Origin of the sequence: Cloacibacterium normanense, assembly GCF_003860565.1 — a bacterium.
Classification (GTDB): domain Bacteria; phylum Bacteroidota; class Bacteroidia; order Flavobacteriales; family Weeksellaceae; genus Cloacibacterium; species Cloacibacterium normanense.
Map to the genome: position 1 here is coordinate 2188666 of NZ_CP034157.1, position 23000 is coordinate 2211665.

Annotated in this window: 24 protein-coding genes and 2 pseudogenes; 11 read left to right on the forward strand and 15 right to left on the reverse strand. The window is 32.7% G+C overall.

The window, feature by feature from the left end; translation table 11 throughout:
- The first annotated feature begins 2 nt into the window (after nucleotides 1-2).
- The 5 genes and pseudogenes from EB819_RS09970 (at nucleotide 3) to EB819_RS09990 (ending at nucleotide 2245) form a co-directional block, all read left to right on the forward strand.
- On the forward strand, nucleotides 3-383 hold the full coding sequence (locus EB819_RS09970) for a TraR/DksA family transcriptional regulator (RefSeq protein WP_069800237.1): 381 nt from the start codon (nucleotides 3-5) through the stop codon (nucleotides 381-383).
- Between the two features lie 96 nt (nucleotides 384-479).
- On the forward strand, nucleotides 480-722 hold the full coding sequence (locus tag EB819_RS09975) for a DUF6576 domain-containing protein (protein ID WP_069800239.1): 243 nt from the start codon (nucleotides 480-482) through the stop codon (nucleotides 720-722).
- Nucleotides 723-775: 53 nt separating this feature from the next.
- Entirely contained in the window at nucleotides 776-976 is a 201-nt protein-coding gene (locus tag EB819_RS09980) for a DUF2683 family protein (RefSeq protein WP_069800241.1), read from the forward strand.
- Nucleotides 976-1599, forward strand: coding sequence for a lipoprotein signal peptidase (locus EB819_RS09985; protein ID WP_069800243.1), 624 nt, complete (start codon nucleotides 976-978; stop codon nucleotides 1597-1599). Before EB819_RS09980 ends, EB819_RS09985 begins: the two co-directional genes overlap by 1 nt.
- Nucleotides 1600-1602: 3 nt before the next feature.
- A pseudogene (locus EB819_RS09990) lies at nucleotides 1603-2245 on the forward strand (SanA/YdcF family protein).
- 42 nt (nucleotides 2246-2287) lie between these two features.
- Here EB819_RS09990 and EB819_RS09995 read toward each other — a convergent pair.
- Nucleotides 2288-2962 (reverse strand): NYN domain-containing protein, encoded by a 675-nt coding sequence (locus EB819_RS09995; RefSeq protein WP_069800245.1) that lies wholly within the window; start codon nucleotides 2960-2962, stop codon nucleotides 2288-2290.
- A 397-nt stretch (nucleotides 2963-3359) separates the two neighbouring features.
- Here EB819_RS09995 and trpS point away from each other — a divergent pair, with 397 nt between their 5' ends.
- Nucleotides 3360-4328, forward strand: coding sequence for a tryptophan--tRNA ligase (gene trpS / locus EB819_RS10000; RefSeq protein WP_069800494.1), 969 nt, complete (start codon nucleotides 3360-3362; stop codon nucleotides 4326-4328).
- 54 nt (nucleotides 4329-4382) lie between these two features.
- Here trpS and EB819_RS10005 read toward each other — a convergent pair whose 3' ends face one another.
- The 6 genes from EB819_RS10005 to EB819_RS10025 all read right to left on the reverse strand — a co-directional run bounded on the left by EB819_RS10005 (nucleotide 4383) and on the right by EB819_RS10025 (nucleotide 9070).
- A complete protein-coding gene (locus EB819_RS10005; RefSeq protein WP_069800247.1) occupies nucleotides 4383-5081 on the reverse strand; it encodes a YjjG family noncanonical pyrimidine nucleotidase in 699 nt (232 codons plus the stop codon).
- Nucleotides 5082-5114: 33 nt separating this feature from the next.
- Nucleotides 5115-5249 (reverse strand): hypothetical protein, encoded by a 135-nt coding sequence (locus EB819_RS12940; RefSeq protein WP_260199818.1) that lies wholly within the window; start codon nucleotides 5247-5249, stop codon nucleotides 5115-5117.
- 55 nt (nucleotides 5250-5304) lie between these two features.
- Entirely contained in the window at nucleotides 5305-5895 is a 591-nt protein-coding gene (locus tag EB819_RS10010; protein WP_069800249.1) for an RNA polymerase sigma factor, read from the reverse strand.
- Nucleotides 5896-6070: 175 nt separating this feature from the next.
- A complete protein-coding gene (locus EB819_RS10015; RefSeq protein ID WP_069800496.1) occupies nucleotides 6071-6565 on the reverse strand; it encodes a hypothetical protein in 495 nt (164 codons plus the stop codon).
- A gap of 54 nt (nucleotides 6566-6619) precedes the next feature.
- Nucleotides 6620-7897, reverse strand: a complete 1278-nt coding sequence (gene metK / locus EB819_RS10020) for a methionine adenosyltransferase (protein WP_069800251.1) — start codon at nucleotides 7895-7897, stop codon at nucleotides 6620-6622.
- A gap of 219 nt (nucleotides 7898-8116) precedes the next feature.
- Nucleotides 8117-9070 (reverse strand): hydrogen peroxide-inducible genes activator, encoded by a 954-nt coding sequence (locus tag EB819_RS10025; RefSeq protein WP_069800253.1) that lies wholly within the window; start codon nucleotides 9068-9070, stop codon nucleotides 8117-8119.
- Nucleotides 9071-9264: 194 nt separating this feature from the next.
- Here EB819_RS10025 and EB819_RS10030 point away from each other — a divergent pair, with 194 nt between their 5' ends.
- The 5 genes from EB819_RS10030 to EB819_RS10050 all read left to right on the forward strand — a co-directional run bounded on the left by EB819_RS10030 (nucleotide 9265) and on the right by EB819_RS10050 (nucleotide 13578).
- Entirely contained in the window at nucleotides 9265-10749 is a 1485-nt protein-coding gene (locus tag EB819_RS10030; RefSeq protein ID WP_221403291.1) for a catalase, read from the forward strand.
- 123 nt (nucleotides 10750-10872) lie between these two features.
- Nucleotides 10873-11640: an enoyl-CoA hydratase-related protein gene (locus EB819_RS10035; protein WP_069800255.1), complete on the forward strand. Its 768-nt coding sequence runs from the start codon at nucleotides 10873-10875 to the stop codon at nucleotides 11638-11640.
- Between the two features lie 40 nt (nucleotides 11641-11680).
- On the forward strand, nucleotides 11681-12106 hold the full coding sequence (locus EB819_RS10040; RefSeq protein ID WP_069800257.1) for a deoxycytidylate deaminase: 426 nt from the start codon (nucleotides 11681-11683) through the stop codon (nucleotides 12104-12106).
- Nucleotides 12107-12169: 63 nt separating this feature from the next.
- The gene (xerD, locus tag EB819_RS10045; protein WP_069800259.1) at nucleotides 12170-13072 is read left to right on the forward strand and encodes a site-specific tyrosine recombinase XerD; all 903 of its coding nucleotides are present in this window, start codon (nucleotides 12170-12172) and stop codon (nucleotides 13070-13072) included.
- Nucleotides 13069-13578, forward strand: coding sequence for an NUDIX hydrolase (locus EB819_RS10050; RefSeq protein ID WP_069800261.1), 510 nt, complete (start codon nucleotides 13069-13071; stop codon nucleotides 13576-13578). The genes xerD and EB819_RS10050 overlap by 4 nt, the downstream gene beginning before the upstream one ends.
- 31 nt (nucleotides 13579-13609) lie before the next feature.
- Here the strand turns inward: EB819_RS10050 and EB819_RS10055 are convergent, their stop codons facing one another.
- The 8 genes and pseudogenes from EB819_RS10055 to EB819_RS10090 all read right to left on the reverse strand — a co-directional run bounded on the left by EB819_RS10055 (nucleotide 13610) and on the right by EB819_RS10090 (nucleotide 22902).
- Entirely contained in the window at nucleotides 13610-14059 is a 450-nt protein-coding gene (locus EB819_RS10055) for a heme-binding domain-containing protein (RefSeq protein WP_069800263.1), read from the reverse strand.
- 43 nt (nucleotides 14060-14102) lie between these two features.
- Nucleotides 14103-15722 carry an Ig-like domain-containing domain gene (locus EB819_RS10060; protein ID WP_069800264.1) on the reverse strand — a complete coding sequence of 540 codons (1620 nt, stop codon included), beginning with the start codon at nucleotides 15720-15722 and terminating at the stop codon, nucleotides 14103-14105.
- A 37-nt stretch (nucleotides 15723-15759) separates the two neighbouring features.
- Nucleotides 15760-17013, reverse strand: a complete 1254-nt coding sequence (locus tag EB819_RS10065) for a serine hydrolase domain-containing protein (protein ID WP_069800266.1) — start codon at nucleotides 17011-17013, stop codon at nucleotides 15760-15762.
- A gap of 81 nt (nucleotides 17014-17094) precedes the next feature.
- Nucleotides 17095-18045, reverse strand: coding sequence for a 2-hydroxyacid dehydrogenase (locus EB819_RS10070; RefSeq protein ID WP_069800268.1), 951 nt, complete (start codon nucleotides 18043-18045; stop codon nucleotides 17095-17097).
- Nucleotides 18046-18173: 128 nt separating this feature from the next.
- Nucleotides 18174-18688: pseudogene (locus tag EB819_RS10075) on the reverse strand (acyl-CoA thioesterase).
- A gap of 5 nt (nucleotides 18689-18693) precedes the next feature.
- Nucleotides 18694-19380, reverse strand: a complete 687-nt coding sequence (locus tag EB819_RS10080) for a hypothetical protein (RefSeq protein WP_069800272.1) — start codon at nucleotides 19378-19380, stop codon at nucleotides 18694-18696.
- 89 nt (nucleotides 19381-19469) lie between these two features.
- Complete coding sequence (locus EB819_RS10085) at nucleotides 19470-20588, reverse strand: T9SS type A sorting domain-containing protein (protein ID WP_069800274.1); 1119 nt, start codon at nucleotides 20586-20588, stop codon at nucleotides 19470-19472.
- Between the two features lie 208 nt (nucleotides 20589-20796).
- A complete protein-coding gene (locus EB819_RS10090) occupies nucleotides 20797-22902 on the reverse strand; it encodes a TonB-dependent receptor (RefSeq protein ID WP_069800276.1) in 2106 nt (701 codons plus the stop codon).
- Nucleotides 22903-23000 lie beyond the last annotated feature (98 nt).

Sequence of the window (23000 nt, forward strand, 5' to 3'; positions counted from 1 at the left end):
AGATGGCAGAAGAAAGAGTAAGATATAGTGACGCTGAGTTACAAGAATTTAAGAAAATCATACAAGACAAAATAGCAAAGGCTGAAAAAGATTTAGCCCTTATTAACGAAAGTTTCATCAATGACCAAAATAATGGCACAGATGACACTTCTCCTACCTTCAAAGCTTTCGAAGAAGGAGCAGAAACGCTAAGCAAAGAGCAAAATTCTATTTTGGCTGGAAGACAAGAAAAATTCATTCGTGACCTAAAACACGCTTTAATAAGAATTGAAAACAAAACTTACGGCGTTTGTAGAGTGACTGGTAAATTAATCCCAAAAGAAAGATTAATGGCGGTTCCTCATGCTACATTAAGCATTGAAGCGAAAAATATGCAAAGATAAATTTGTACTTTGTACAACTTATAATGTGCAATGTATAATGTATTTTGAAAAAGATTCATTGTACTTTGTGCATTTTATATTTTTATACCATCAACTATGGAACTTTTATTTCTAGTGCTTGCCATTGCAGTCATTTTTATTTTTTTCTTCAGAAAAGACATCAAAGAAAAAATAAATCCTGACCAAACTAAAAACTACACCATAGATGATAAATATAATGCTGCCAAACGCGAAAGAGAAAAAGAAATAGACCAACTCTTAAGCAAAATGGGCAAAAACGGAATTGCAGATTTAAGCGAAAAAGACCGAAAAAGATTAGAAGAATTATCTAAAAAATAAATGAATAAGCGTTATCAATTTGTAAAATCATAACGCTTTTAAATAAACCTAAAATGGAATCACTTATCGTTCACCTAAAAAACCAAATGGAACTCAATGCACTGAAAAGTGTAATGAAAGAAATGGGGATTAAATATGAAAAATTTCACACCAGAAATAATAAAACAAACCCTTTTGTAGAAAAAAAAATTTCAGCCAAAAAAGCGGTAAAAACCACTAAAAACTTTAAAGAAAAACCAAAATCAGGATTATAATGAAAAAAATCGTACTTGTTACTTTTATCGTTTTATTAATCGACCAATTGTCTAAAATTTACGTAAAAACTCATTTTAATCTCAATGAAAGCATAGAAGTTTTCGGGCAAGATTGGTGGAGATTCACTTTCGTAGAAAACCCTGGAATGGCTTATGGTTTACAATTCGGCGGCTTACTTGGTAAATATGCACTTGTCATCATCAGAATTTTCTTAATTGGAGGAATGATTTATCTTTTTAGAAAATGGCTCAAAGAAGGCGCTTCTAATTATTTATTGATTCCGATGTCTATGATTTTTGCAGGAGCCATCGGAAACTTGATTGACGGAATGTTCTATGGATTAATTTTCGATTCTGGAATGGTTTATGACTCAACGATTGATAGATGGATTGGTTATGACGGGATTTCTCAATTTACAGAATTCGGGAAAGGCTATTCACATTTCATGAAAGGTTGTGTAGTAGACATGTTTCATTTTCCGATGTTCTCATTTAATCTTTTTGGAAAGCATTTTGAATTTTTCAGTTACATTTTTAATGTAGCCGATTCTGCCATCACCATTGGTGCTATTTTCTTACTTATTTTCAAAAGGAAAGCTTTTCCTAATGGATTTGAACTGTAAAGATTGAAAACATTAAAAAAAATAATATATTTTGGTCTGATTTTCTTCGGAATCTCAGTCCTTTTTATCTTTTGGGCAAATTATAAAAATAGAATCTGAAACCAAGGATTTAGTTACTTATGATATTCAAAAACTACCCAACGAAAAAGTGGGCTTACTGCTCGGAACTGGCAAATTTTTAAAAAATGGATGTAAAAATCTCTATTTTTTCAACAGAATAGATGCCACCGAACAACTCTATAAATCGGGAAAAATACAATATATTTTGATTAGCGGAGATAATTCTACAAAAAATTACAGCGAACCAGAAGATATGCAAGCTGAATTGATAAAAAGAGGAATCCCAGCTGATAAAATCGTGCTGGATTTCGCAGGTTTTAGAACTTTGGATTCTGTAGTGAGAGCTAAAGAAATTTTCGGACAAAATTCTTTCATCATCATTTCACAGAAATTCCACAACGAAAGAGCAATCTTTCTTGCTAGAAAATACGGAATTGAAGCCTATGGTTTTAATGCAAAAGATGTGAATAAATACTTCGGTTTTAAAACTAAAGTAAGAGAATATTTTGCCAGAGCTAAAGTTTTTGTAGATTTTCTTTTAGGAGTAGAACCTAAATTTGGTGGGGAGAAAGTGGAGATTTCTTGAAAATCTAAATTAACAATTTATTTTTTACCCCGAATATTATAATTATTTTTTTGTTGATTTATACTGTTTAAATGTTGAATGTAATCCATCAATATGTTCAAAAAGATGTGGTTTGATTGGATTCCACATCGGATCAAGTAAAAAATCAATCCCCTCTCGTCTTGCTAATTTAGCTGCAGGAACAAAATCACTATCCCCAGCTATTAAGATAATTTGATCAACTTGTTTTTTTAATGTAATTGATGCAATGTCCAATCCGATTTTCATATCAACCATCTTTTGAGTAAAATCAAATTGAACATCGTTTTCAGTTAAGTCACTTATTACAATTTTTCCATTCAAAAGGTCTTTAGTTTTAGATGGCTTAATTATCCACTTATTTTTATCTTCTAAAACACCTAATCTTAAAGCTACTTTCCTTTTTTTTCTAAGTTCTTCAAAAAAAGCGACTTGAAATTTATATTGGTCAGTCTTAGAGAAGTCTAAAGCTTTTCCAGTAACAGGATTGTGTTGTTTTTTATCATATGGCAAACAATCATAATAAAATATTCTATATAAATCATACTTCTCACTTTTTGCTTGCTCTAAATGTTTTATACACATTGTCCATAAATCATTCGCGGTTCTAATAGGGTCTAAACTCGTGGCTCTAATAATACTTCTGTATCTTTTAATAAAAAATCCACCATCTACTAAAATTGCTGTTTTCTTTTTCATAAATTAAACTATAAAAAAAGCTCTAGGGTAGGCATTCTCGCTATATGTTTGAAAATGAGAATACTTTGCCAAGAGCACTATTATATTTACAAATTTACAACTTGTTTTTAAATTTGCAAATTTCTTGCCATCTTTTTTGTTTAATTAAGTAAATACTTGTTAATGATTTTAAAAATCAACATGTGCAAATATATTGCCAGAACAATAATTTTTCTTAAACTAGCTTTCCGTAAAAAGCCAAAACACCAAAAATCTTTAGAAAGAATGTAATGATTTTCTAAGCTGGAAAACCATTTCTTTTCCGTATTTTTGCAAAACTTTGTCAAAGATTCCTTTGCTTCACAAAAACTTTGACAAAGTAATCATTTATCAATCATCATTTATCAATCATAGAAAAATGTCAAGAATTTTAACCGGAATACAAGCAACAGGAACTCCACATTTAGGAAATCTTTTGGGAGCCATCATTCCTGCTATAGAATTATCTAAAAAATCTGAAAACGAATCGTTTTTGTTTATCGCAAACATGCACTCTTTAACGCAGATTAAAAATGCAGAAGAACTTAGACAAAACACTTACGAAATCGCAGCAGCGTGGTTAGCTTGTGGTTTAGACACCGAAAAAACTTATTTCTATAGACAAAGTGATATTCCTGAAGTTTGTGAACTTTCTTGGTATTTATCTTGCTTTTTTCCTTTTTCCAGATTGCAATTAGCGCATTCTTTCAAAGATAAAGCAGACCGTTTAGAAGATGTAAATGCAGGACTTTTCACCTATCCTATGTTGATGGCGGCAGATATTTTATTGTATGACGCAGAAATCGTTCCTGTAGGAAAAGACCAGTTACAGCATTTGGAAATGGCGAGAGATGTAGGTGCGAGATTCAACAATCAAATGGGAGAAATTTTCGTACTTCCACAAGCTGAATTGCAAGAAAACACGAAATACGTTCCGGGAATTGACGGACATAAAATGTCTAAATCTAGAGGAAATATCATCAATATTTTCCTTCCAGAAAAGCAATTAAAAAAACAAGTGATGGCTATCGAAACGGATTCTACTCCTCTAGAAGAGCCGAAAAACCCTGACACTTGTAAAGTTTTTGCCATTTATTCTTTACTCACAAATGAAACGCAAATCGCAGAAATGCGTGCTAAATATTTGGCAGGAAATTACGGTTATGGTCATGCTAAAACAGAATTACTCAATCTAATTCTAGAAAATTTCAAAACGGAAAGAGAGAAATTCGATTATTACATGAACAATCTTTCTGAATTGGACGCTAAATTGCAAGAAGGCGCAGAAAAAACCAGAAAAATTGCCGCAGAAACTTTAAAAAGAGTAAGATTAAGCTTAGGAATGTAATTTCTAATGAATCATAAATTAAAAAACCTTTCAGAAGTCTGAAAGGTTTTTGTTTTATAAATAGTTTTTAATTTCCTCCAAATTTTGAATGGTTTTCAGACCTTCCTCAGATTTATCTTCTTTTAGCGCATCAAAGAAAATAATATCTAAACCAAAATTCTGAGCTCCTTTTACATCTGCCACCCAATCATCGCCAATAAATATTGACTCAGATTTCTCTGCATTGGCTAAATTCAAGGAATATTCGAAAATTCTTTCATCTGGTTTCATGGCATGAGCATCTTCAGCGCTCGTTACCGTTTCAAAATATTTTTTAAGTCCAGATTTTTCTACTTTTCTGTTCGTCACTTCATGGAAACCGTTAGAAACTACGTGAAGTTGATAACCTTTCTCTTTTAAATATTCTAAAACTTCAATAGTTTGCGGAATCAATTCATTGAAATTGATGATTTCGTCTAAGAAATGCTTTTCAAAATATTGCGCTAACTGTTCGTCATCTATTCCGAAATGTAGAAAAGTATCATAAAATCTATGTTTTCTTAGGAAATCTTTATCTATTATTCCGTCTCTAATTTTCACCCATAAATCTTCATTGATTTCATCATATTTAGCATGAAATTCGTGAAAAAGGATGTTGTATTTTTCTGAAATTTCTTTTCTTTGGAACAATTCTTCTAAGGTAAGAACTGCATTTTTGCGGTGATCCCAAAGTGTATTATCGAGGTCAAAAAAAATGTGCCTTATGTTTTTCATAGGGCACAAATTTAAGTAAAATAAGCGGTTTATTTAATTTTTAGAAATGATAAATTTCTTTTCATTTGAAGTTAAAACTGCTATACTTTTAGAATAATTTAATAAAAAATTTACTGTTGATTTTTTAGGATTCAAAACAGGTGTTTTAAGAGAGTAATTATTTTTCATAGGCTAAAAAAGTTTGTATTTTTAATCAAAACGAAACCTTTTTAGCTTTATTGTATTACCTCGTTAAAATTATTTGATTTTCTTCCATAATTTTCCTCATGTTAATCAGTGCATAACGCACTCTACCTAGCGTAGTATTGATACTCGTATTGGTTTGCTCTGCAATTTCTTTGAAACTTAATCCATCAAAAAATCTTAATTTGATGACTTCTTGTTGGTTTTCGGGTAAGAAAACGAGCATTTTCATCAGGTCATCATAAATTTGATTTGTAATTAACCTTTCTTCTATGTTTTCCTCTGTTTCTTTAAGCAAATCAAAAATAGAAAACTCTTCGTTTTCATAAGTTGTTTCAGAAACTTTTATGTGCTTAGATTTAAGTCGATAATGGTCTATAATAAGATTGTGCGAAATTCTTTTTGCCCAAAGAATAAATTTACCATCATCATTATATCTTCCTTCTTTTAGGGAAACAATGATTTTCATGAAGGTATCTTGAAAAACATCATTAGCGAGTTCTTCATCCATCAATTTATAGAAAATAAAAGAGAAAAGTTCTTTTTGGTGTCTTGAAATAAGAATAGAAAGTGCGTTTTCGTCGCCTTTTTGATATCTCGAAATCAGCAAACTATCAGTATGTGTTTCCATAACTTTAACTTCATTATTATGAAACAGACTAACAAAAGCTAGCTATTTCTGGTTTTTACAGTTTATTAAATGAAGTAAAGTTTGCTCAATAGGCGATTCGATTTACGTTTTGTATGACAAATTTATAAAAAATGTTAAATATTCAAAATAATTTTTCAAAAAAATCGTTATTTGATTATTTATTTTTCTTTGATTTACTGAAAACAACTAACGGAATATTAACCGTGAAATTTAAATTAAGTCCTTCCATTACTCTATCATTCAACTGGCTATTTCCTAGCTTAAATGCGTAACCACCAGTAAAATCTATAATTCCGAAAAGGGAGATTCCTGCTTTTGGTGCAACAAATTGAGGCGTAATTTCTGTACCTGCAAGAAAATAATAAGAATGCTGTATATCTACGTTTTTTTCGAAGTTCAATAAAATATCTCCTTGAAACTTAGGCAAAATCGCAAATTCACCGTTTACTTTTCCCATCAAAGCAGAACCAGAAACTCTGTAAAGAACATTATCGTTCTTTAGAAAAATGAATCTTGCTCCAACTTCTCCAAAGTTTGAGTTTTGATATTCGTAACCTGCAAAAACCATAGGATGAACCGTAACCTGCGATTGCGCACGAAATCCAATGAAGAAAATACCGAAGAAAAATATATGTTTAAGAGCTTTCATTCTGAAAATTTTTGTAAAAATAAGAAAACCGTTCATTTCTGAACGGTTTATTGATTATAAGTTGAAGGCTTTCTTAATATCTTCTACTCTGTCTAGCTTTTCCCAAGTAAAGAATTCTAGATTATCGAGTGTAATTTCATTTTTTTGACCTTTATTGAAAGTCTTGCTTCCTACGTAGTAATCTCTTCCCATGTGTCCGTAAGCTGCAGTTTCTTGATAGATTGGATTTCTCAACTTCAAGTTATGCTCAATTGCGTAAGGTCTTAAATCAAATAATTCTTGAACTTTTTTTGCTAATTCACCATCATTGACTCCTACTTTAGAAGTTCCGTAAGTATTAATAAACAAACCACAAGGTTCTGCTACACCAATTGCGTAAGAAACCTGAACCAAAACTTCATCTGCGACTCCTGCAGCTACTAAGTTTTTAGCAATGTGTCTTGTTGCATAAGCAGCACTTCTGTCTACTTTTGATGGATCTTTTCCAGAAAAAGCACCACCACCGTGAGCTCCTTTTCCGCCGTATGTATCTACGATAATTTTTCTACCAGTTAAACCAGTGTCACCGTGAGGTCCACCAATTACAAATTTTCCAGTTGGGTTAATGTGGTATTTAATTTGGTCATTAAACAATGCTTGGATTTCTGGCTTTTGTTGAGCGATTACTCTAGGCATTAGAATTTCGATGATATCTTTTCTAATTTTCGCTAACATTTCTTCATCTTCTGCAAAATCATCATGCTGTGTAGAAACTACAATAGCGTCTATTCTTTGTGGTTTATGATCATCTGAATATTCAATTGTTACTTGAGACTTCGCGTCTGGACGAAGATATTTAATCTCTGTTCCTTCCCTTCTGATTGCTGAAAGTTCTCTTAAAATAGAATGTGCTAAATCTAATGCAAGTGGCATATAATTTTCGGTTTCATTGGTTGCATAACCGAACATCATTCCTTGGTCTCCTGCTCCTTGAGCATTTGCTTTTTCTTCAAAAGATTCTCCAGATTTTCTATCAACTCCTTGATTAATATCTGAAGATTGCTCGTGAATTGCAGAAATTACACCACAAGAATCACCATTAAACATATATTCACCTTTGGTATAACCTATTCCATTGATGACTTCTCTAGCGATGGTCTGTACATCTAGATAAGCTTCTGATTTCACTTCTCCTGCTAGTACAACTTGTCCTGTAGTGACTAAAGTTTCACAAGCGACCTTAGAATTTCTATCATGAGCTAAAAAATTATCAATAAGCGCATCAGAAATTTGGTCTGCTACTTTGTCTGGATGTCCTTCTGAAACAGATTCAGATGTAAATAAATAAGGCATATTATTATTTTCTTTTTAAGGATTAAAATAGAAAAAAATGGAAGGCAAACCTTATGAGAACTAAAAAGAAGAAATCTGTTTTAGCATTTTTTATTGAGGTTGCAATCAGTCCAAATTTTTCCTCTAAAATTTGTTGGGCAAAATTACAGAGTATTTTATTAATATCAAAATACTTAGAAAAAAAGCTCCTCAAAAATTTGAAGAGCTTCTTGACAAAAATTATTGTGGTTTTATTTTTACAAAATCTTGTGGGAATTGGGTATAATTCAGCTTCGGTTCTAGTGAAGTTTTAATAGATTTCACCAATTCGTCTAGAATTTTTTGTTTGTAAGTAGGTTTGTAATAAATCATGCTGATTTCTCTACTTGGGAAAGGCTTTTTGAAACGGTGAATTTTATCTTTTTGATTTTCCTGAAGCTGTGATACTGCTAATTCTGGTAAAACGGTTAAACCGCCTACTTTATCTACCATTTGCACTAAAGTATTAATGTTAGAGGCCATGAAATCAAGATTTTTAGGCTTCAGAGAGTTTTCTTTAAGGTTGCAGATATTTTCGAATTGTGTTCTTAAGCAGTTTCCTTCTTCTAAAAGCCAAACTTTATTCACATCTACATCTTCTGGCAAGATGAATTCATCTTTATTATCATTCGCAATTTTATCCGCTGAATACACCATCAACTCTTCATTGAACAAAAAGTCGCTGAAAAACTCTTCTGCATCAGAATAAGGTGTAGAAATAATTCCCGCGTCTAATTCTCCTGATTTCAGTGCTTTAATAATGTTTTCAGTGGTCATTTCTTTTACATTCAACTCAATTTTTGGGTTTTTAGAAAGAAAATCAAAAATTTCTGTTGGCAAAATAAAACTTGAAACGGTAGGAATAATCCCTAAATTAATTCTCCCAGCAAGAACATTGTTTAAAATACTTGCTTTGTTTTTCAGTTCCATTACAGAATCTACTACTACTTTTGCTTGATCTATGATTTGCGCACCAATATCTGTAGTTCTAATAGGATGGGTAGTTCTATCAAAGATTTTTACTTCCATCTCATCTTCAAACTTCTGAATCATTGCACTTAAAGTAGGTTGGGTAATAAAACAAGCTTGAGCAGCTTTTCCGAAGTGTTTATATTTATCTACTGCGATAAGATATTCTAATTGTTGAATATTCATATGTAGGGTACTTATTTATAAATTCTATTACAAATATAGAGAAGATATGCGAGAAAAAATAATATTTCTGCATGATAGACGTCATGTGTTGGATTCTAATTTTTAATTGATGTTATATATAATTAGACTTGAAATTTTTCGCTCTAAAATTTAATTTTTATTTGTTACTTTGTTATCCAGAAAAAACAACCATCATGAGTAAGAAGCTAACCAATTCATCAGGAATACCGTATTTTGAACATCAAGATTCTCAAACGGTTGGAGCAAGAGGACCTGTTTTGCTGCAAGATTTTATTCTACAAGAGAATCTAGCGCATTTTGTAAGAGAAAGAATTCCAGAAAGAATCGTTCACGCAAAAGGAACAGGCGCTTACGGAAAATTTACCGTAACTCACGATATTACTAAATATACCAGAGCCAAATTATTCTCTAAAGTAGGAAACACATGTAGAATGTTTGCTAGATTTTCTACTGTAGGCGGAGAAAAAGGAAGCGCAGATACAGCAAGAGATCCTAGAGGTTTTGCACTAAAATTTTATACAGAAGATGGAAATTGGGATTTGGTAGGAAATAACACACCGGTATTTTTCATCAAAGACGCTAAAAAATTCCCAGATTTTATTCATACTCAAAAAAGACACCCAAAAACCAACTTGAAATCTCATACCATGATGTGGGATTTTTGGAGCTTAAATCCAGAAAGTTTACATCAAGTTTTGATTTTAATGAGCGACAGAGGAACTCCTTATGGTTACAGACACATGCACGGTTTTGGCTCTCATACTTTTTCGATGATTAACGATAAGAATGAGAGAATTTGGGTGAAATTTCATCTAAAAACTAAACAAGGCATTAAAAACTTCACCGATGCAGAGGCAACTCAAATGGCAGGAGAAAATCCAGATTTTGCACAAGAAGATCTTTGCAATGCTATAGAAAATGGAGATTTCCCGAAATGGACCATGTACATCCAAGTAATGACCGAAGAAGAATCTAGAGAATTTAAATGGAATCCTTTTGACATTACTAAAGTTTGGCCTCAATCAGAATTTCCACTGATTGAAGTCGGTGAAATGGAACTCAATGAAATTCCAAAAAATTATTTTGCACATGTAGAACAATCTACTTTTTCGCCAAGTAATTTGGTTGATGGAATTAGTTTTTCGCCTGATAAAATGCTTCAAGGAAGATTATTTTCTTATCCAGATGCTCACAGATATAGAGTGGGCGTAAATGCACATCAACTAGAAGTTAACAGATGTCCTTTTGCAACTCATAATTATCAAAGAGACGGATTTATGGCAGATTCTAGAGACTATGAAGACGCACCGAACTACCATCCTAATAGTTTTGACGAAATAAAACCAGACCCTTCTTACAAAAAATTTGAAGAGGAACTAGACAGCAATCGTGTAGCGCATTTCGATAGAAATGAAAATGATAACGACCATTATACACAGCCAGGCCTACTCTACACCAAAGCGATGAACCAAGAAGACAGAACCAATTTGGTGAATAACATCATTGGTCACATGAAAAAAATTGACGGACCGAAAAGAGATGAAATCATCAACAGACAATTGTGTCATTTCTTTAGAGCGAATGTAGAAATGGGAATGAGAATTGTGGCAGGACTTCAAGTAAAACTAGACGATGGAATTATGAACCACGCCAAATAAAAACAAACTTATACCAAACTTAAAAGAGTCAAGCATATAAGTGCTTGGCTTTTTTGTATTTTAGGCCAAAAATTAGTTATTTTGCACTTATCCTTAAAATCGTAAAATTAATACTACTCTACCATGAATTTCCAAAATATTCTCTTAGAAAACGAAGGTCAGATTTCTACAATTACCATTAATAGACCACAGAGTTTAAACGCTTTAAATGGCGCTACCATCAGTGAATTGAGCGAAGCTTTATCTCAGCTAGAACAAGATTCTAATTGCAGAGTCATCATCATTACAGGAAGTGGCGAAAAATCATTTGTAGCAGGAGCAGACATTAAAGAATTTTCTGATTTCGGTCAAGACAAAGCAGAAGAATTAGCCAGAAACGGACAAAATTCACTATTCAATAAAATCGAAAATTTAAGAAAACCCGTTATTGCCGCTGTAAATGGATTTGCATTGGGTGGTGGTTTAGAACTTGCGATGGCTTGTCACATAAGATATGCTTCAGAAAACGCAAAGTTAGGTTTGCCAGAAGTTACTTTAGGTCTTATTCCAGGATATGGAGGCACGCAAAGACTACCAAAATTAGTAGGAAAAGGACTTGCAAATGAATTGATTTTCTCTGCTAAAATGATTTCGGCGGCTAGAGCAAAAGAAATTGGTTTGGTAAACGAAGTTTTTAGTTTAGAAGAATTATTATCAAAAACTAAAGAATTAGCAACCCTTATTTCTAAAAATTCACCGCAAGGAATTTCTAAAGCAATTGCTGCGGTGAATGCATCAGATTCTGCTGAGGGTTATGAATTAGAAATCAAATCTTTCGGAAAATTATTCGAAATGGAAGATAAAAAAGAAGGCGTTTCTGCATTTTTAGAAAAAAGAAAGCCTAATTTCTAAAAACTTAGAAAGAGTAAGAAGCTAATTTTAAAATTTTAAAATGAATCACAATAAATTTGACTTAGCCTATCTTAAAATGGCTAAAGAATGGGCAAAACTTTCTTACTGCGAAAGAAAAAAAGTAGGAGCACTCATTGTAAAAGACAGAATGATTATTTCTGACGGATATAACGGAACTCCTTCTGGTGCAGAAAATTGTTGTGAAGACGAAGACGGAAAAACGCATTGGTACGTGCTTCATGCAGAAGCAAATGCCATTTTAAAATTAGCTTCTAGCACCCAGTCTGCAAAAGGAGCTACTCTTTACCTTACACTTTCGCCGTGTAAAGAATGCAGCAAACTTATATTACAATCTGGCATCAAAAGGCTCGTTTATATAGACCAATACTCAGATACAGAAGGATTAGAATTTTTAGAAAATTCTCAAGTAGAAGTTCTTCAAATCTCTGAGGAAAATCTAAAATAAGACAGTTTAGCATGATATTTGCATGCTCATCTGCACTTAAAAACACAATAAAAACAAACACAAATGACTTGGAATGAAACGATTGAGAATTTTTCACATTTTCTCAAATTCGAGAGGAATTTCTCTGATAATACTTTAGATGCATACATACGAGATGTGAAGAAACTAAAAGCTTTCTCAGAGGAGAAACTAGACAACACTACTCCCGACAAAATAACTTTTGAAAACTTACAAGAATTTCTCCTTTATCTTACCAGAGAAAAAATAAGCGAAAGAACTCAAGCAAGAGGTATATCCTCTATTAAATCTTTTTTTAAATATCTTATCGAAGAAGAAATTAGAGAAGACAATCCTTCCACACTTCTTGAAGGTCCAAAATTAGGATTATATTTACCTGATACGCTAAGCTTCGAAGATGTAGAAAAAATCATTAAAGCCATCGATTTAAGCACTGATTTAGGCGTGAGAAATCACTGCATCATAGAAGTATTGTATGGTTGCGGTCTTAGAGTTTCTGAATTAATAGAACTTAAAATTTCTGATATTAATTTCAAAGAAAATTTCATAAAAGTAGAGGGAAAAGGTAAAAAGGTGAGATACGTTCCGCTTGCTAATTACACGGCAAATCTTATTTTGAACTACATCAATAACGTAAGAGCCAATAATAAAATAGGCAAAAAATATGAAGACCACATTTTCCTAAACAGTAGAGGTTCTTCAATGTCTAGAGTGATTGTATTTATCATCATCAAAGAATTGGTAGAAAAAGCGGGAATCAGAAAAAGCATTTCTCCTCACACTTTCCGTCATTCTTTTGCTACGCATCTTTTGCAAAACGGTGTAGATTTAAGGTTTATCCAAGAAATGTTGGGACATTCTAGCATTACCACCACAGAAATTTATACCCATTTAAAAACCGAAGAATTGCATGATGTAATTCTGAAATACCACCCAAGAAACAAATGAAACACTTAAAATATTGCCCAAAGTGCGGCCAAGAAACGCTCATTTTTGATGGAGAAAAGAAATTTTCTTGTTCACAATGTGATTTTGTGATGTATCATAATTGCGCCGCCGCAGTTGCAGTATTAATAAGATGCGAAGATGAATTATTATTGACCAAGAGAAACCAAAATCCTAAAATCGGGAAATTAGATTTAGCTGGCGGTTTCACAGACCCAAAAGAAAGCGCCGAAGAAACTTGTGCTAGAGAATTAAAAGAAGAATTGGGAATAGAAATAGACCTCAAAAATTTAAAATTCGTAGGAAGTCTGCCCAATGTTTATCATTACAAAGAAGTAGACTATAATACTTTGGACTTATTCTTTGAATATCAAGTAGAAGAAAAAATAGCAATCAAAAAACTAGAAGCTCACGAAATTTCAGAAACCATTTGGGTGAAAATTTCCGAACTCAATCTTGAAGAAATTGCTTTCGATTCGCAAAGAAAATTTTTAGAAAATTATCAATAAAAAAAGCTCCTTTTCGGAGCTTTTTTAGTTTTTAGTACTGACCAGATTTTTGTAATCCTTTAAAATAATCAATCAATATTTTTCTTTGAGCATCAGTAAGGTCTGCTTCTGGATGCATCGGAATATAGCCTTTAAATGGCATTTCTTTACGCTCTATCGTTTCGATGACCTCATCTAAAACATGCTCTTTTTGGTCTTTATTATACGTCATCCATTCAGAGAAATTCACATTTTCTTTGCCTTCATTTACGTGATGCTTAATCGACCAAGAAATAGGAGCAATGTAAGCATAACTAGGATATTTCACCTCGTTGCTATGACAATCGTAACACGCATTTTTCAGCATTTCGGTTACATCTTTCGGAGTTTTGAGCACCTCTACAAAATTCTGTTTCGGGTCTACAGGTTTATTGGTTCTGTCGATAGGAATAAGTTGTATTAAAACCAAGAAAACAACGATTCCGATGAGTACTTTTTTCATTTGAATATATTTATGAGTTCAAAATATTCTAAAATTTTACTTTTTAACGATTGGTAAGTTCCCAATCTTCTTTTATTTCCCAAAGTGGTCTTACATTAATTTCTTTCTCAAAAATGTATACATCTTCGGCAGCGATATTTTGCGCAAAATCTGCTTCGTCCCAGAATCCATTTCCATTATTGTCTACTCTAATTCTGGCAATATAAGTCGCTGGTTTCAAATTTTTAAAGGAAACTTCTGAGGCATTGGTGAACTGAGAATACAAGATTTCGCCTTTTTCATTGGTCAATTCTACCCAAAATTTAGCCGTAGGTTTATTTTTAATCACAGCCGTGAAAGAACCATAATTTTCTGGTTTATCAATCTCAAATTGAAATTGGAACGACTTATCATTACTGCTGTAATAAGAAGAAACGGTTTCTTTTGGTATGGTTAAAACATATTTTTTCGTCGGTTTAAAACTAGAATTCACTAGAATTTTAAACGGATTTTTCTCTGAAATTTTCGCAGTGAAATCTTGTGCAATGCTATCGCTTTCCAATTTCCAAGAAAAAGTGTTAAGATTTTCTATGGGCAACGATGTGTTAATCACAAAATTATTTTCTGGCGCGATTAAATTCCCGGCTTCATTAGAGAGTTTAAACTCATCTTTCACTGCTTTATAACTCACGGAAATGGTATCGCTAATCGTAGGCGTGAAATAACTTAATTTCACTTGCTTAGAAATATTCCCGCCCAAATTACTTTTTTCTGCATCAAACCATATATTCACAGAATCCGAACGTTTTGCATGTGTCACCTTGAAATCTTTCAGTTCTTCTGAAAGTGATTTTACATCTACCGTTTCTGGATTTCCTTCAAAAGTCATCAACAAACCGCCATTAATGGCTTTACTTTCTTTATATTTTACCACTTTTTTAGAAGGGTAAAGTTTCAATTTTAGACCTCTAACACTCGTGCTGTCTAAAGTGATTTTTTCTTTCAAAAAAGAGACTTTTTCTTTTCCTGCATCGTAAACAGAGTTTTGATTTTCGTCATCAAAAGCTATAATTACAAATTCCCCTTTTGGTAAAAAATTGAGTTCAAAATAATTTTCTTCGTCTACTTTGGTAATATAATCGGGTTTCTGTTTGTAGTCTAGATTTTCGCCTGCTTTATAGAGTCCCACTACCATTTTATTGTCTTTTGCCGTTTGATTTTCTTTGATGAGCGTCATGGCATCTTTCACGGTTCCGCTCACGAAAAGGTCATCTATTTTATCTCCAGTAGAAAACGCAAAATTAAAATAAGGCAAAGGATTAGACTCATTATTGTCTACAATGGCATTTCCAAAATTAAAATTATAGGTAGTATTCGCTTGAAGCGTATCTTCCCACTGTATCAAAACATATTTATTCGCCAGATTAGAAGGAATGACTTTTTTAATTTTCTTAATCGGTGGCGATACATTGAAATTTTTATTAAAATCCTTCAGCATCACGTATTCATCAAAATCCAGTCTCAATTCTTTTACCGTTCTAGAAACATTTAATCGAGTAGTATCTATATTAGAGCCTAAAAATTTAGGAGCCAAAGAATCTCTAGTACCGCCATTTGGTGCGCCAACTCTAGCACACGAAAAAAGCAAAAGGTTAAGCAAAAGGAGAAAAATTATTTTTTTCATTGATGAAATTTGAGCAAAATTAAGAAATATGCGTTAATTATTCGGTAGATTCTGCCGCAGCATCGTGATTCTCTTTTGTAGTGTCTATTTCCTTGTTCATGAGTTTATTCAATTTCTCTCTTTCTAAAGGAAAATCTTCAAACAATGAAGAAAGCGTGAGAGCAGAATACACTCTTCTAGAAAATTTATTTCCAAGAGCAATAATCGTGACTTTAGATTTTTGTAAATGAACAAAAGCGGTATTGCTTCCATGCCACCAACCATTATGAAACGTAAGTTTTTCTCCATTGTCAAAAACTTTCATTCTAAAACCAATTCCATAATTGTTTACACCTCTTCTTTCATTGCTGTAAGGTGTAAAAATAGAATCTTTAAGGCTTTTTCTCAAGAAATTTTCGGCGTACATCGCTTTTGAAAACTTAAATAAATCTCTTGGCGTGGTGTAGCAGTTTTTGTCACCATAAATCCCATCTAATTTATCTGTAGGATACAATCTGCTTCCTTGATAGTAAAAAGATTGAGCAGCTCTGAGAGAATCTTTTTGCTGAAAAATATACGTATGCTCCATACCCAAAGGTTTGAAAACGATTTTCTGCATCGCCAAAGGAAAAGGATGTGCGGTAACTTTTTCTACAATCAGTGCAAGAAGCGCATAATTGGTATTGCAATACATAAAGCCAGTGTTGGTATTTCTTGCCAAATCTGGTTTGTACTGGATAAGCAAATCGAGAACTTCTTGGTTGGTAAAATATTTATTTTGGGGTTTAAGCCCTAGTTTTTCGATGAAATATTCATATTTCGGTAACCCACTTCTGTGATTAAGCAAGTGAATCACTTCTACTTCTTTGTAAGGGAATTTCGGAAAAAAATGGGTGACTTTATCGTGAAGATTTATTTTTCTGGCTTCTACCAATTTAAGAACTGCCATCGCAGTAAGCGATTTAGAAATAGAAGCGATATGAAGCGGAACATCTTTATTGATGGGAACTTGATTATTTTCTTTGGCAAAACCTCTATAGCTTTCGAAGAGAATTTTATCACCTTTTGCTACGAGAAAACCACCACTTAAATCCCCTTTTTCCCAAACTTTATCATAGTATTGCTGAATGGTATTAACTACATTTTGTTTATCTTGAAGCTTAGAATCTTCTGCAGTAAAGACATTTTCTACATCTACATTTCCGTAATTAGGCAAACCATTTTCATTCTCTTGCTGAAAAAAATTAAATTCTTTTTTACAAGAAATCAAAGTCAATAAAAGGATAAGAATTACTACAATTTTCTGCTTCATCTTCTGATTAATTATTTAGGCGGGGCAATTTAGCATTTTTTTGAAGCAGTGTTTTATGATTGCGTTAACATTAAGATTTTTTTAACAGAATTGCTGTACGATTTTATCTACGATAAATTGCGCCAGTTTTTCCTTGCTTTGATGCGTCCAACCTGCAATGTGCGGTGTAACAATGACTTGATTTGATTCCAAAAGAAATTGCAAATCTTCTTTGTTTCTTGCGCTGAGCGAAGTCGAAGTATCTAGGTTTTCGAAGGAAGATTTTTCGTATTCTAAAACGTCTAATGCTGCGGCTTTTACTTTGCCAGATTTCAGCGCATCTACTATTGCAGAAGTTTTCACATTTTTTCCTCTTGCCGTATTGACCAAATAGAAATTTTTCTTCATCTTCGAGATGAAATTTTCATCAACTAAATATTCCGTTGAAGCATCTAAAGGAATATGCAAACTAAGAATATCTGCGCGTTCTTGCAATTCTTCTAAGGAAACTTGTTTGGCAAACTCATCTTCTAAATTCGGTAAAATATCATAGAAAATAACTTCCACTCCAAAACCAGAAAGTCTTTTGGCCGTTGCTTTTCCCATGTTTCCGTAGCCAATAATTCCAAACGTTTTTCCTAATAATTCATCACCTCTGTTTTCCTCACGTTTCCAGACTCCGTTTTTCACCTCTTCTGAGGCAATGAACAGACGATTCATGAGAATCAATAACATCGCCACTACATGTTCTGCTACTGCATCTCTATTTCCTTCTGGGGAATTAATCAAAGAAATTCCTAGATTTTTGGCGGTTTCTAGGTCTATGTTTTCCATTCCTGCTCCTACTCTCGCAATGAATTTGAGATTTTGGGCATTTTCTAGAAAATTTTTGTTGAGAGGAATTCTGCTCCTGATGATAATTCCATCATATTGATTGATTTTCTGCAAAACCTCATCATAAGACGAAGTAAAATCTTCTTCCAAAACAAAACCTTTTGCTAAAAGTTGCTCGGTTATTAATGGATGATTGCTATCGAGAAGGAGAATTTTCATTTTTTTGAAATGGTAAAATTGTTGATTTGTAAACCGTAAAATCGCTTATTGCCAAATTCTTAAAAACTTTAAAACTGCAATTTCACAGTTTTACAACTTAACGAATCAACGACTTTACAATAAATATTCTAACCAAATAACTTTTTAAGTTCTATAGAATCTTGAGCTTTCATTTTCCCAGAAAGAATTAGAGAAAGTTCTTTTCTACGAAGTGCCGCATCAAATCTTGCTTTTTCAACATCAGATTGCGGAATAAGCTCAGGAATAGGAACTGGATGGTTATTTTTATCTACCGCTACGAAAGTATAAATTCCTTCGTTGGTATGAATTTTTTCTTTGGTGATGGGGTTATCTAACCACACATCGCAATAAATTTCCATAGACGTAGAAAACGCTCTAGAAACTTTAGCTTCTACCACTACCACTCCACCTTGTGGAATAGGATATTTAAACGAAACATGGTTTACAGAAGCGGTAACAACGGTAGATTCACTATGTCTTTGCGCAGCAATAGCAGCAGCTCTGTCCATTCTAGAAAGAAGTTCACCACCAAACATATTTCCTAATGCATTGGTTTCATTGGAAGTACAATATTGGTCATAATAGTCCTGGTTTCTGCAGGAGTTTTCGCATTTTTTTCCATAGAAATTATTTAGAAATTCTTGATGAATCTTTTTTTGAAGTTTGTAATGAATCTTTTTGTATAGTAGGATTTACCTTTGGCTTTTCAGGAATTCTATGGGTAGAAGTTTTCACTGAAATATCATCAAAAGACTTTTTTCCAAAAATTTGGTCTTGATAATTAATCGCCAAATAAATGATGGCTCCTACAGGTAAAATGAATAGGAAAATCCAAAGAATAGAGTTATTAAAAACGTATTGATTGTCTGATTCTGGTAAGTCTTCAGAGTTTTCACTATTTTGAATTTGCTCTAAACTAATTTCTTCGAGGCCAAAAAATTTAGGTGTATTGGTGTATTTTTTTTGATCTAAAAGCTTTATAACATTTTCCTCTTGTGAAAATTCACCTATTTCGTCTATTGTAATTTTTTGTTCTGCAGACAATGTTTCCAGCCAAGAAGAAACTTCTTCTTTTATTAGAGACTGCACTACAAATAAATTTTCGCCTGTTTTTTCAAAAATATATTTAGCAAAATCTGCATTGAAAACATTTTTATTTTCTACGAAAGAAATTTCATAGGTTGGTGGCAAGATTTTAGAGGATTGCTCATCTAAAGTAGCCGATTTTTTCTTGAGGGTAAAAACGCCAAAACCAGGAAGTTCTGCACTTCCTTTTTCTTGCAAATAATTGTATAGATGTAATCCTAAATTCATTTGGCACAAATTTAATATTTTTTGTTGAGTTGAGTTACAAAAAAAGGTTGCTAAAAAGCAACCTTCTATAAAAACATTTTTTCTTTTGATTAATAGGCGAATTTAATGACCTCATCATTAAGTTTAAGAATATAATTTCCTTTTTTTGGAAGATTTAGTTCTATACCATTGCTAGAAGCTTTTGCCGAAATAGTTTTAATCACTCTTCCAGAGTAATCTACTACTTGTACGCTTAGATTTCCTTGTTTATTGGTATACAATTTCCCTTCAGAAACGAATGATTTTGCTTTCTTAACAGTTTCGCCAGTTGCTAAAGTACTGACTGTAAATGCATATTCTCCTGTTAAACGGTTAAAAGTCACATCATAGGTTCCTGGAGTTGTAGGAATATTATTATTACTATTTAAAGCACCTGTTCCTGAAGGGAAGGTTGTGCCACCCCAACTCGTTACCCAAGCATTATTTACTCTAAACTTAACTCCTCCTGTAACAAGTTGCAATCCAGATTTAGTAAAAGTTTTACCTCCGTCTGTAGAAGTAAGAGCCACATCTGTTGTCCAACTACCACCAGAAATACCATTTCCAATTAAAGTAACAGGAGCTACTTGAAATGAATAAGCAAGAGTATTTTTGTTAAAGGTTATATTGTAATATCCTGATGTCAAAGGAATATCACCTCCATTTTCTACAGCAGTACCAGAAGGAAAAGTAGTTCCTCCCCATGTTGTAATTGGAGCATTTGACTTATAAAACTTAACATTAGCAGCATTGAAATAAAAATCAGTTTTAGAATAAGTAATACCGTCTGGTGTAGAAAGAGATTCACCTGGAGTTGCATTGCTATTAAACCCTCCATAGAAACTAATATTATCAGAAACAATAGTTGATGCGAAATTATAGGCACCTGTTGTTCTATTAAAAGTGATATTGTATGTCCCTGGAGTAACTGGTATATTTGATCCATTTTGAGTACCTGTTCCACTAGGAAAAGCGTTTGCCCCCCAGCTCGTAGTCCAATTGCCATTTTGTCTAAACTTCACTCCTCCATTTGCAGTAAAAGTATGAGTAAGAGTATAATTTACATTATCTGTAGTAGCCATAACTACATCTCCTGACCACGAATTAAAGTCACCAATCAGACCAATTGATTGCGAACTAAATAGGCCAAAAACAACGGAAAATAAGAAAGAAAATAAAAGTTTTTTCATAATAATTTTTTTTAGGATTAATAACTTAAAATTAACAAAAATTTAAAATAAAAAAATTTTTTTTCAAAAAAAAATCAAAATTCATTGATTTTCAATTAATTACCAACCTGAAATAATTTTTATTTTCTCATTTATAAGACAATACAAATTACTGATTAACAGTATTTTAAACAAAATTGAGAAAAATCAGGGAATTCACTAATAATCACTAATTTATCCTAAAATTAAGCCCTAACATAAAATTTCTGCCAGCTTGTGCATAATAGTAAGGTCCATTATATACAAACCCATTATTTACATACTTTTTGTCAAAAATATTATTCAGCAAAAATTGTAAACTCACCTCTTGTTTTGCAATTTTAAACTCATATTGTGCATTAAAATCAGTCAAGAAATAATCATTCAGTTGTAGTGATTGGGTTTCTGTGTTGTCCAAATATTGCTTTCCAATATATTGATTATTAAGATTTAACTGTAAATTTTTAATAGGCTTATACTGAATTATAGCATTGGCAATAATATTAGGAGAGAATGAAATGTCGGTATTGCCCAAATTGGTTACTGTAGAATTTTCTTCAATTTTGAAATCTACATTTTTATTTTGGCTCAGAGTAATATTTCCTAATACGTTCAGTTTTTCTGAAACTTTAGCCAAAGTTCCAAATTCTAAACCTAATCTGTAAGATTTTCCAGAATTAATTTTAATGAATTCTCCCACCATATTGATTTCTCCACTTAGTACCAATTGATTCACATAATTCATGTAATAAGCGTTTGCAGTAAAAGAAACATTACCAAACGTTTTTTCTAAACCGAGTTCAAAATCATGTAATTTTTCTGGCTTCGTATTAGGATTGGCAAATAAATCATCACGGTTGGGTTCTCTGTGAGCATGAGCATAAGAGAAAAATAATTTTCCGTTTTCTATCTGATAATTCACCCCGAATTTTGGATTAAAAAACGTCCATTTCTGACTTAAATCTGCTCCTTCTTCTGCATTTTCATCTAAAATATATGTTTTATAGTCAATGTTTCTAAGTTGTAAATCTCCAAAAAATTCAAGTTTTTCCATTTTGTAAATGGCTTTCGCAAAACCTGAAACTTCATTTTTCAAAGCATTATTTCTGTAGTATTCATGCTCGAAAATATCAGTATATTTCACTCCCGTCACGTTCCCAAAATGTCTCCCGAAATATTGATTGGCAGCCACTCCGAAATTCAAATTCACATTTTCAAAATTCCCATAAAGACTAGAAACTACGCCGTAAAAATCATTATCTAGCCATTTTTTTCTAATGAAATCTGTTCTGGTAATGGTATTTCCGTTTTCTACGATATTGGGCAAATCATATTTTGAAAATTTAGCATCTTGCTTATAATTTTCATAGTAACCTTCTCCGTGAGTAAGATGAAAAGTGGTTTCTAGATTCCAAATTTTACCGAGTTTTTGTTCCCAAAGTAAATGATAATGGTTTTGTCGGTAATTATCGGTTTCATTATCATAAAAACCAATAATATTTTCCCAACTAGCATCATAAATTGCTCCAGAATAATTAAATTTCGGGTTAGATTCATAGGTAGCTTTATCAATTCCATTCCACGCTTGATACGTTTTTTCTTTACCACCGAAAGTTAAAAATCTCAGTTTCGTATTGCCTTTTTCGAAGAGCGCATTGATATTGTAAGAATTGAGTTTAGAAAAAGCTCTATCAATGTAACCATCTGAATTAATGATAGAATATCTTGCCGAAACCGACAGTAAATTGTTCAAAAATTTTCCTGTTCCTGCTTCAAAGGAATGTTTAAAGGTGTTAAAACTTCCTGCGCTTTGATTGGTCAAAAAATAAGGTTTCTCCTCTGGATTCTTGGTCAAAATATTCACACTTGCTCCGAAACTTGCTGTTCCATTGCTAGAAGTTCCTACTCCTCTCTGGATGACAATCTGCGATGCAGAACTTGCCATGTCTGGAATATTCACAAAAAAAGTTCCCTGACTTTCTGAATCGTTATACGGAACACCATTCAGCATTACATTAATACTTGTTCCAGCGCTTCCTCTAATCCTAAAACCAGTGTAACCCACTCCGTTTCCAGCATCGGAAGTCGCGACTACAGACATTTGATTTTTGAGCAAAATAGGCAAATCCTGACCTAGATTTTTAGCTCCTAAATCTTTTTGTACGTTAATAATTTCTTTGGAAACTGGCAGCCTTTTCGTAAAGCTAACCTCTTGAATTTCTTTTACTTGCGCCGTATCTATTTGCGCAGAGAGAACAGAGCTCATTCCTAGCCCTAAAATAATAAATCCTTTCATTCTGATGTTGTAAAAAATTAAACAAATCGAATAAAAGGATGCCACGTGTGAAAAATACATCAAAGACGTTTCCATAAACAGCATTACCTGTTCTATGT

Excerpts from the sequence above, each read along its gene's own strand:
- EB819_RS09970 (WP_069800237.1), top strand. The coding sequence starts at position 3 with ATGGCAGAAGAAAGAGTAAGATATAGTGACGCTGAGTTACAAGAATTT.
- EB819_RS09975 (WP_069800239.1), top strand. The coding sequence starts at position 480 with ATGGAACTTTTATTTCTAGTGCTTGCCATTGCAGTCATTTTTATTTTT.
- EB819_RS09980 (WP_069800241.1), top strand. The coding sequence starts at position 776 with ATGGAATCACTTATCGTTCACCTAAAAAACCAAATGGAACTCAATGCA.
- EB819_RS09985 (WP_069800243.1), top strand. The coding sequence starts at position 976 with ATGAAAAAAATCGTACTTGTTACTTTTATCGTTTTATTAATCGACCAA.
- EB819_RS09995 (WP_069800245.1), bottom strand. The coding sequence starts at position 2,962 with ATGAAAAAGAAAACAGCAATTTTAGTAGATGGTGGATTTTTTATTAAA.
- trpS (WP_069800494.1), top strand. The coding sequence starts at position 3,360 with ATGTCAAGAATTTTAACCGGAATACAAGCAACAGGAACTCCACATTTA.
- EB819_RS10005 (WP_069800247.1), bottom strand. The coding sequence starts at position 5,081 with ATGAAAAACATAAGGCACATTTTTTTTGACCTCGATAATACACTTTGG.
- EB819_RS12940 (WP_260199818.1), bottom strand. The coding sequence starts at position 5,249 with ATGAAAAATAATTACTCTCTTAAAACACCTGTTTTGAATCCTAAAAAA.
- EB819_RS10010 (WP_069800249.1), bottom strand. The coding sequence starts at position 5,895 with ATGGAAACACATACTGATAGTTTGCTGATTTCGAGATATCAAAAAGGC.
- EB819_RS10015 (WP_069800496.1), bottom strand. The coding sequence starts at position 6,565 with ATGAAAGCTCTTAAACATATATTTTTCTTCGGTATTTTCTTCATTGGA.
- metK (WP_069800251.1), bottom strand. The coding sequence starts at position 7,897 with ATGCCTTATTTATTTACATCTGAATCTGTTTCAGAAGGACATCCAGAC.
- EB819_RS10025 (WP_069800253.1), bottom strand. The coding sequence starts at position 9,070 with ATGAATATTCAACAATTAGAATATCTTATCGCAGTAGATAAATATAAA.
- EB819_RS10030 (WP_221403291.1), top strand. The coding sequence starts at position 9,265 with ATGAGTAAGAAGCTAACCAATTCATCAGGAATACCGTATTTTGAACAT.
- EB819_RS10035 (WP_069800255.1), top strand. The coding sequence starts at position 10,873 with ATGAATTTCCAAAATATTCTCTTAGAAAACGAAGGTCAGATTTCTACA.
- EB819_RS10040 (WP_069800257.1), top strand. The coding sequence starts at position 11,681 with ATGAATCACAATAAATTTGACTTAGCCTATCTTAAAATGGCTAAAGAA.
- xerD (WP_069800259.1), top strand. The coding sequence starts at position 12,170 with ATGACTTGGAATGAAACGATTGAGAATTTTTCACATTTTCTCAAATTC.
- EB819_RS10050 (WP_069800261.1), top strand. The coding sequence starts at position 13,069 with ATGAAACACTTAAAATATTGCCCAAAGTGCGGCCAAGAAACGCTCATT.
- EB819_RS10055 (WP_069800263.1), bottom strand. The coding sequence starts at position 14,059 with ATGAAAAAAGTACTCATCGGAATCGTTGTTTTCTTGGTTTTAATACAA.
- EB819_RS10060 (WP_069800264.1), bottom strand. The coding sequence starts at position 15,722 with ATGAAAAAAATAATTTTTCTCCTTTTGCTTAACCTTTTGCTTTTTTCG.
- EB819_RS10065 (WP_069800266.1), bottom strand. The coding sequence starts at position 17,013 with ATGAAGCAGAAAATTGTAGTAATTCTTATCCTTTTATTGACTTTGATT.
- EB819_RS10070 (WP_069800268.1), bottom strand. The coding sequence starts at position 18,045 with ATGAAAATTCTCCTTCTCGATAGCAATCATCCATTAATAACCGAGCAA.
- EB819_RS10080 (WP_069800272.1), bottom strand. The coding sequence starts at position 19,380 with ATGAATTTAGGATTACATCTATACAATTATTTGCAAGAAAAAGGAAGT.
- EB819_RS10085 (WP_069800274.1), bottom strand. The coding sequence starts at position 20,588 with ATGAAAAAACTTTTATTTTCTTTCTTATTTTCCGTTGTTTTTGGCCTA.
- EB819_RS10090 (WP_069800276.1), bottom strand. The coding sequence starts at position 22,902 with ATGAAAGGATTTATTATTTTAGGGCTAGGAATGAGCTCTGTTCTCTCT.